The sequence below is a fragment of the Dietzia sp. B44 genome, assembly GCF_014145245.1.
GTDB classification, from domain to species: domain Bacteria; phylum Actinomycetota; class Actinomycetes; order Mycobacteriales; family Mycobacteriaceae; genus Dietzia; species Dietzia natronolimnaea.
Genome location: NZ_JAALEF010000074.1, coordinates 1 through 8,233 on the forward strand (window position 1 = coordinate 1; position 8,233 = coordinate 8,233).

Sequence of the window (8,233 nt, forward strand, 5' to 3'; positions counted from 1 at the left end):
GGCGAGGGCCGGCTCGACGACCAGACGATGCACGGCAAGACCCCCATGGGTGTGGCGGCGCTGTGTCGCTCGCACGCCGTGCCGGTGGTGGCCGTGTGCGGACGGCTGGACCTGGGTGCCGACCGCGTGGCGGAGGCCGGGTTCGCGGCCGCGGCCGCCCTCACCGAGCGGGAGCCGGACCTGGCCAGGTCGATGGCCAACGCGGGCGCGCTGTTGGAGGACGTGGCCGCGGAGGTCGTCTCGCGCATCCTGCCCTGACGATCGTCCGCTCGCCTAGCTCTCCTGCCGGACGTCCGGCTGACCCGTGACGGTCACCGTCGCCGCGACGCGGTCGTCCGCCGTCATCCACATCTGCAACCGATGTCCGGTCCGCCGACGCCGGATCGTCATCGACGACCCCGGGACCACGGGGTGCGAGTACTCGATCACGACGCGGTGGCGCTGCCTCAGCAGGTCCTGGTGATCCATGAGCTCGTCCTCGACGGCGTCGAGGTAGGCGGCGTTGTTGACGTGCTGGAGCAGGTCGAAATCCGTGCTGCGGAGGATGTGGGGCCGGTCCTCCGGTAGATCTTGTCCGGTGGACCCGACGGGCGGGGGCGTGGTCATGGCGGCCCACCGCAGGCGGTGGGTCTCCGTGGTCGCCGAGAGGGTGGCGAAGCCCTCGTCGCTGATGCGGGCGGGCACGCCGTGGGCGTTGACGTTGATCCAGAACGCCTCGGTCTCCACCAGTCCGTCGGGTCGCGGCCCGTCGTCGTCGGGGCCGTCCCGGTGCTCCGCCGTCAGTCGCACCCGCATGTTCGCCCACCGGGTGGACAATCCGGAGCACCAGCGCTGGAGGTGGGCGGTGGCCGGCCAGGAGATCGGCTCGATCACGTCGATCACGGTCCGCCGGACGATCCAGTACGGGTCGGTCCGCGCGTGACCGGTGGCCTCGAGATCGTCGCCCGCCACGTCCTGGAGGTACCGGGCGATGCTGTCCAACCGCAGCCGGCGCAGGGGATCGACCTCGCCCGTTCGCACCGTGCGGGAGGTGGAGTAGCCCGATCCGGCCGAGGGTGGAGGGGGAAGCGGTTGCGGGCCGTCATCCTGCACTGGGTCGGTCATCTATGTGGTCCTCTCGCGTGTCCGGTCCGGGCGGGCGCGTCGCGCCCTTCCGGTATCCCGCGACGGTCCGGCCACTGTAGACGTACTCCCACCGCGCGGCGGTCCCGGGCACGCCGGGCGACGGGTGGTCCATGATGGGGACACCGACAGACCCCGGAGGTCGACATGCGCAAGTGGCTCCTCGGCGCCCCCGTCGCCGCCCTGGCCGCCGTCGCGGCCTCGGACCTGAGACAGACCAGGTACCCGATCCTGCGGACCTTCCCCGTCCTGGGGCACGCGCGGATGGCCCTGAGCTCCATCGGTCCCGAACTGCGCCAGTACATCGTGGCGGGCAACAACGAGGAGCGGCCGTTCACCCGGGACCAACGTGCCTGGATCCAGGAGTCGGCGGAGGGACGGGCCACAACGTTCGGGTTCGGCACGGACAACAACATCGAGTTCCTCGAGGGTTACCCGATCGTCAAGCCGCGCACGTTCGCCGGGGTGACGGTGTCGGCCCATGCGCACTCCGCCGAGCAGCTCCAACTCCCACCGGCCAAGGTCCTCGGCGCCGCCCGCGGCCGGGCCCGCGCGTTCCGCCCCGAGTCCCTGGTGTCGATCTCGGGGATGAGCTACGGCGCGCTGTCGGCCCCTGCTGTCGAGGCCCTCAACCGCGGCGCCGCCCTCGCGGGCGCTCTGCACAACACGGGCGAGGGCGGGCTGAGCCCGTACCACCAGAAGGGCGGTGACCTGGTCTTCCAGATCGGCACCGCCTACTTCGGGGTCCGCGACGCCGAAGGCCGATTCGACATCGACGCTCTGGTGGCCCTCACCGAGAAGCACCCGATCCGGGCGATCGAGATTAAGCTCAGCCAGGGCGCCAAACCCGGACTGGGCGGCCTGCTGCCCGCGGCCAAGGTCACGGCGGAGATCGGGCGGATCCGCGGCATCCCCACCGACCGCGAGTGTGCGAGCCCGTCCCGGCACACCGCCTTCCACGACGTGGACTCCATGCTCGACCTGGTGGAGGAGATCGCCGAGCGCACCGGCCTGCCGGTGGGCATCAAATCCGCGGTCGGCGAGCTGGACTTCTGGGAGCAGCTGGCCGCCGCGATGATCCCGCGGCAGCGCGGCGTCGACTTCATCACCATCGACGGTGGCGAGGGTGGCACCGGCGCCGCCCCGCTCGTCTTCACCGACGCGGTGTCACTGCCGTTCCGGTTGGGATTCTCCCGCGTCTACCGGGTCTTCGCCGAGGCCGGACTGACCGACGACGTGGTGTTCGTGGGCTCCGGCAAGCTGGGCATCCCCGAGAACGCGGCGGTCGCGTTCGCGCTCGGTGTGGACATGATCGCCGTCGGCCGCGAGGCCATGCTCTCCATCGGCTGCATCCAGGCCCAGAAGTGCCACACCGACCGCTGCCCCACCGGGGTGGCCACCCAGAACCCGTGGCTGGTCCGAGGAGTGGACCCCACGAACAAGGCCGTGCGGTGCGCGGCCTACATCCGGTCGCTGCGACGCGATCTCGTCAAGATCTCCGGCGCCGTCGGCGTGCCCCACCCGTCACTGATCGGGCCCGAGGACGTGGAGCTGGCCAACGGCACCCGGGACTCGACGACGCTCGCGGAGATCTACGGATACCGACCCGGGTGGGGACTGCCCGGCCCGGCCGACATCCGCCGGATCACCGACCTCATGACCGCGAGCGGCGCGGCCGAGCACACCGCCGCCTACACGCCCCCCGGGCTCTGACCACACCCCTGCCCGCCCCTGCTCCTCCCCGCCCCGCCCCGCCATCGAAAAGAGCGTTCCGCGCAGATCTACTCGGCCGATGTGTGCGGAACGCTCTTGGCGAGGGGGCCGGTTCGCTCAGATCGCCAGCGCCGACGTCACCTCGTGGGCGGCGGTGTCGTCGGAGGCGCCCGAGTGGGTGACCCGGCCCGACTCCACCACGTAGAACACGTCCGAGGCCCTCAGGGAGAACCCCACATGCTGCTCGACCAGCAGCACGGACAGGTCGCCGCGCGAGGCCAGGTCCACGATGATCCGCTCGATCTCGGCCACGACATTGGGCTGGATGCCCTCGGTCGGCTCGTCCAGCACCAGCAGCCGCGGCTCGGTGATGAGCGCCCGGGCGATCGCCAGCTGCTGCCGCTGCCCACCGGAGAGCAACCCGGCCTTCCGATCCAGCAGCTCCTTGAGCGCCGGGAACAGGTCGAGCGACTCGTCGATGAGCGCCTTCCCCCGCTTGCGCCCGTCCGCCACGACCCGCAGGTTCTCGGCGGTCGTGAGCTGGGTGAACGACTGCTGACCCTGGGGCACGTAGCCGATACCCAGCGCCACTCGGCCATGCGGTTTGAGTCCGGTGATGTCCTGGCCGTCGAAGGTGATCGTGCCGGCCTTGCACGGCAGCAGGCCGACGGCGGCCCGCAGCAGGGTCGTCTTTCCCGCCCCGTTGTGCCCGAGCACCGCGGCCACGCCCCCGGCGGGGACCTCCAGGTCCACCCCGTGGAGCACCTCGGACCCGCCGTACCCCGCGCGGACGCCGGACATCTGCAGTAGTGCGCTCATTCGTCTGACTCCATCTCGGGTTCGGTACCGTTTTCCGGCTCGGTACCGCTTTCCGGCTCGGTACCGGTTTCCAACTCGGTGCCGGTGGCGGCCGCGGTGCCCAGGTACACCTGCTGGACCTTGGGGTCGGCCTGGATCTCGGCGACCGTGCCCTCGGCGAGGACCTTGCCGGCCGCGAGAACGGTGACCGAGGTGGCGAAGTCGCGCATGAAGTCCATGTCGTGTTCCACCACCACCACCGTGCGGTCGGCGGCGATGCGCTGGAGCAGTTCGCCGGTCGCTTTGCGCTCGTCCGCCCCCATGCCGGCGACGGGCTCGTCGAGGAGCATCACGTCGGAGTCCTGGACAAGCAGCATGCCGATCTCCAGCCACTGCTTCTGACCATGGGCCAACACCCCGGCCTTGGTGCCGGCCAGGTGCTCGAGGCCGATGGTGTCCAGCGCCTCGGCGACCACGGTCGCGCGGCCTCGGCGACGCCGCAGCAGGGTCACCCATCCCCGACCGGAGCCAGCCGCGATGTCCAGGTTCTGCTCCACGGTCAGGTCCTCGAAGATGCTGGCCGTCTGGAAGGTCCGGCCGATCCCCATGCGCGCGATCTTGTGGGTCTTCATCCCCAGCACCGGTTGCCCGGTCTTGTCGACCGTCCCCGTCGCCGGGACGAGCCCCGTGATCGCGTCGACGACGGTGGTCTTGCCCGCGCCGTTGGGTCCGATGAGGAACTTGAGGTCACCTTGGATCAGCGTCAGGTCCACGCCGTCGACGGCGCGGAACCCGTCGAACGAGACGGTCAGACCGCGGACCTCCAGGTAGGTCCGTCCCGTCGAGGCGCCGGCGCGGCCGCCTCCGGCCCCGGTCGAGCCGGTGGCCACAGCGGTGGGGGTCATGAGTTCTCCTCCGTGGTGGTGCGGGATCCGGTGGTGGCGGATCCGGTGGTGGCGGGGGTCGCGGGGCCGGACCCGGTGGACCTGCGGCGCCGGCGGATGACGAACAGGCTGGCCAGTCCGCCGGGCAGGAAGCCCACGACGACGATGAAGAGCACACCCTGCAGGTAGGTCCACTGCGACGGGTAGGCCTCGGAGAAGGTCGTCTGCGCCCAGGCCACTCCGATCGCTCCCAGGACCGGGCCGAGCAACGTGGCCCGGCCGCCGATCGCGACGCCGATGAGGAACGCGATCGATGGGGCGATGCCGATCGCCGAGGGCGAGATGATCCCGACGATCGGGACGAACAGCGCCCCCGCGATCCCGGCCGCGAAGGCGGCGACCGCGTATGCCAGGGACTTGACCAGCGCCGGGTCGTACCCCAGGAAGCGGACCCGCTCCTCCTGGTCGCGGACGGCCACGAGCAGCTCACCGAAGCGCGACTGCATGAACTGGCGCACCAGCAACACCACACCGATGAGGGCGCCGCCGGTGATGAAGTACAGCATCTGGCGGTTGGCCGGATCCGACAGGGCGAAGCCGAAGAACCCGGTGAACCGGTTGAGCCCGTTGGAGCCACCGAGCTCGGGTCGGCTGACCAGGAAGATCGCCGCGGCGGCCGCGAGAGCCTGGGACAGGATCGCGAAGTAGGCGCCCTTGACCTTGCGGTTGAACACCAGATATCCGAACCCGAAGGCCAGCAGGGGCGGCAGGAGCAGGATCACCACGAGGGTGAACACCGGCGAGGCGAACGGCTCCCAGTACCCGGGAAGCGATCGCATCCCGGCGATCTGCATGAAGTCCGGCAGGGCGTCGGGACCGCCGCGGTCGCGGGCGTCGGCGAGCTTGAGGTACATCGCCATGGCGTACGCACCGACGCCGAAGTACACGCCCTGGCCCAGCGTGAGCATACCGCCCCGCCCCCACGCCAGCCCGATCCCGCTGGCGACGATGCCGAAGCAGAAGAACTTGGCCAGCAGGTTGAGCCGGAACTCGCTCAACAGGGCGGGCGCGACGCCGAAGATGAGGATCGCGGCGACGACGAGCGCCACCCAGAACACCCACCGGGGTCGTTCGCCCTCGGTGGTCTGCGCACCGGGCAGGGGCAGGCGAGGTGGCCGACCCCGACGACCCGAGGCCGGCTCGGCCGGCTCCGGGGTGGTGGTGCCGATGGTGGCGGTGTCGGTCATGCCAGGCTCCTGGTCTTGACGGCGAACAGCCCCTGCGGGCGGATCTGGAGGAAGACGATGATCGTCACAAAGACGAGCACCTTCGCCACGGAGGCGGTCGTGGAGTATTCGAAGAACGAGTTCAGGATCCCCAACGCGAAGGCGGCGATGACGGCGCCCCGCAGCTGACCGAGGCCCCCGACCACCACCACGAGGAAGGCGTCGATGAGGTAGGACTGCCCGATGGTGGGGCTCGTGGAGCCGATGAGGGTCAGTGCCACGCCCGCCACCCCCGCGAGGCCGGAGCCGATGAAGAACGTGGTGAGGTCGCTGCGACGCGAGTTGATGCCGGAGCTCTCGGCGAGATCGCGGTTGAGGGTGACGGCCCGGATGCGCCGGCCCATCGGGGTGAAGCGCATGGCCGACATGAGGGCGGCGACGCACGTGACGGCCAGGAGGAAGATGAAGACGCGCGTGTACGGGACGGACGCCCCGAACAGGACAAGGTTCCCGCGCAGGAACTCAGGCACCTCGACGTTGACGGCGGGAGCTCCCCAGATGTCGCGGGCGATCTGCTGCAGTACCAGCCCGACGCCAAAGGTCACGAGCAACGTGTCGAGCGGTCGGGCGTACAGCCGTCTGATGAGCAGCACCTCGAGGATCACCCCGAGCAGCCCACCCACCACGAACCCCGCCACGAGGGAGATCGCCAGCCCCGCACCGGAGGCGGCGACGAACTGTTGGATGACGTAGGCCGTGTAACAGCCGGCCATGATGAACTCGCCGTGCGCCATGTTGATGACGCCCATCTGCCCGAAGGTCAGGGACAGGCCGAGCGCTGCGAGCAACAGGATCGAGCCGATGCTCAGTCCTGTCGCGAGTTGACCGATGATGACGTCCACACCGGCTCCTTTCTCCTGCGTGCGCCCGCCCGCGGCGGCCCCGGTGACCGGGACCGCCGCGGGGGGCGGTGGACTCGGACTGGGTCAGTTACCGGACAGGTCGCCGGCCCAGTCGTAGCCCTCCAGGAAGGGGTCCGGCTCGATGGGCTCGCCCGAGCTCCACACCTCGTAGATCAGGCCGTCGGGCCGGATCTCCCCGACGAGTGCGGTCTTGGAGATGTGGTTGTTGTCCCCGTTGATCGTCACGGTGCCCTCCGGGGCGTCGAAGCTGACCCCTCCGGCGTTCTCCTGGATGTCGGCGACGTCGAAGCTGCCCGCCGCCTCGACCGTGTTCTTCCACAGGAACAGCGAGGTGTACGCGGCCTCCATCGGGTCGGAGGTGACCCTGTTCTCGCCGAACCTGGCCTTGAACGCCTCGACGAACGACGTGTTCTCCGCACTCTCGATGGTCTGGTAGTAGTTCCACGACGTGAGCTGACCGGCGATGTTGTCCGCGCCGATGCCCTGGACCTCCTCCTCGGCGATTGACACGCTCACCACCGGGGTGTCCTCGGCGGTGAGGCCCGCATTGGTGTACTCGCGGAAGAAGGCCACGTTGGAGTCGCCGTTGAGGGTGTTGAACACGGCGTCCGGGTCGGCGGTGCGCACCTTGTTGACGATGGTGGAGAAGTCGGTGGACCCGAGCGGCGTGTAGTCCTCACCGAGGATCTCGACGTCGTTGGCCTCCGCCCACGCCTTGATCACGCGGTTCGCGGTCTGCGGGAAGACGTAGTCCGAACCGACGAGGTACATCGACCGGGCGCCCTGCTCCTTGAGGTACTCCAGCCCCGGGACGATCTGCTGGTTGGTGGTGGCGCCGGTGTAGAAGATGTTCTCCGACGCCTCCAGCCCCTCGTACTGCACGGGGTAGTACAGCAGCGCGTTGTTGTCCTCGACCACCGGCAGCATGGCCTTGCGGGAGGACGAGGTCCAGCCACCGAAGATCGCGGCCACGCAGTCGCTGGTGATGAGCTTCTGCGCCTTCTCCGCGAACACGGCCGGGTCGGAGGCCCCGTCCTCGACCACGGTCTCGATCTGCTTGCCCATCACTCCGCCGTCGGCGTTGATCTGCTCCACGGCGAGCTCGACGGAGTCACGCACGGTCCTCTCGGAGATCGCCATGGTCCCCGAGAGCGAGTGCAGCGACCCGATCTTGATGGTGTCGCCTGAGGTGTCCACGCACGATTCCGCGGGGGCCGCGGCGGTGTCCGAGGTGCGGTTTCCGCAGGCGGTGAGGGCGCCAGCCCCCAGAACCACGAGGGCGGCGGCGGCAGCAGTGCGTCTGGAGATGGATTTCACGCGGGTTCATCCTTGCCGTGGGCGGGCGGTCGGTGGCCCCCGCTTCTCGGGGATCGACGCTCGATGAAGGCAAAGTTATGAGTTTCATGTGAGCCGCACGGTTCTACCGTGTTTCGCCTGTGTTGCCTCAGTCCACCTGCAGTGAACCCTGGGTTTCTCAGCCCTTGCGCAGATCCGGCGCCGGCGCCACCAGGACGTGCTCGCGCGCGGCGGACCACACCGCGCGCACCGCGGCCTCCACCGCCTCCGG

Annotated in this window: 8 protein-coding genes; 2 read left to right on the forward strand and 6 right to left on the reverse strand. The window is 69.7% G+C overall.

Annotated elements, in window-relative coordinates:
- Nucleotides 1–258 (forward strand): glycerate kinase (locus G6017_RS03075; RefSeq protein WP_182615907.1); only part of this gene is annotated, 258 nt, incomplete at its 5' end.
- Nucleotides 259–273: 15 nt separating this feature from the next.
- Here G6017_RS03075 and G6017_RS03080 read toward each other — a convergent pair.
- Complete coding sequence (locus G6017_RS03080; RefSeq protein ID WP_182615909.1) at nt 274–1,104, reverse strand: acyl-[acyl-carrier-protein] thioesterase; 831 nt, start codon at nt 1,102–1,104, stop codon at nt 274–276.
- Nucleotides 1,105–1,269: 165 nt separating this feature from the next.
- On the opposite strand from G6017_RS03080, the gene G6017_RS03085 reads away from it, so the two are divergent.
- Entirely contained in the window at nt 1,270–2,835 is a 1,566-nt protein-coding gene (locus tag G6017_RS03085) for an FMN-binding glutamate synthase family protein (protein ID WP_179524186.1), read from the forward strand.
- Nucleotides 2,836–2,952: 117 nt separating this feature from the next.
- On the opposite strand, the gene urtE is transcribed toward G6017_RS03085, so the two are convergent.
- The 5 genes from urtE to urtA form a co-directional block, all read right to left on the reverse strand.
- Nucleotides 2,953–3,654 carry an urea ABC transporter ATP-binding subunit UrtE gene (gene urtE / locus G6017_RS03090; RefSeq protein ID WP_179523259.1) on the reverse strand — a complete coding sequence of 234 codons (702 nt, stop codon included), beginning with the start codon at nt 3,652–3,654 and terminating at the stop codon, nt 2,953–2,955.
- A complete protein-coding gene (gene urtD / locus G6017_RS03095; protein WP_182615911.1) occupies nt 3,651–4,538 on the reverse strand; it encodes an urea ABC transporter ATP-binding protein UrtD in 888 nt (295 codons plus the stop codon). The genes urtE and urtD overlap by 4 nt, the downstream gene beginning before the upstream one ends.
- Entirely contained in the window at nt 4,535–5,764 is a 1,230-nt protein-coding gene (gene urtC, locus G6017_RS03100) for an urea ABC transporter permease subunit UrtC (RefSeq protein WP_194307710.1), read from the reverse strand. The genes urtD and urtC overlap by 4 nt, the downstream gene beginning before the upstream one ends.
- A complete protein-coding gene (gene urtB, locus G6017_RS03105; RefSeq protein WP_182615913.1) occupies nt 5,761–6,645 on the reverse strand; it encodes an urea ABC transporter permease subunit UrtB in 885 nt (294 codons plus the stop codon). The genes urtC and urtB overlap by 4 nt, the downstream gene beginning before the upstream one ends.
- Nucleotides 6,646–6,729: 84 nt before the next feature.
- A complete protein-coding gene (urtA, locus tag G6017_RS03110; RefSeq protein WP_182615915.1) occupies nt 6,730–7,983 on the reverse strand; it encodes an urea ABC transporter substrate-binding protein in 1,254 nt (417 codons plus the stop codon).
- Nucleotides 7,984–8,233: the final 250 nt, after the last annotated feature.

What these genes read in the sequence shown, in the direction of transcription:
- G6017_RS03080 (WP_182615909.1), bottom strand. Translation starts at nt 1,104, where the DNA reads ATGACCGACCCAGTGCAGGATGACGGCCCGCAACCGCTTCCCCCTCCA.
- G6017_RS03085 (WP_179524186.1), top strand. Translation starts at nt 1,270, where the DNA reads ATGCGCAAGTGGCTCCTCGGCGCCCCCGTCGCCGCCCTGGCCGCCGTC.
- urtE (WP_179523259.1), bottom strand. Translation starts at nt 3,654, where the DNA reads ATGAGCGCACTACTGCAGATGTCCGGCGTCCGCGCGGGGTACGGCGGG.
- urtD (WP_182615911.1), bottom strand. Translation starts at nt 4,538, where the DNA reads ATGACCCCCACCGCTGTGGCCACCGGCTCGACCGGGGCCGGAGGCGGC.
- urtC (WP_194307710.1), bottom strand. Translation starts at nt 5,764, where the DNA reads ATGACCGACACCGCCACCATCGGCACCACCACCCCGGAGCCGGCCGAG.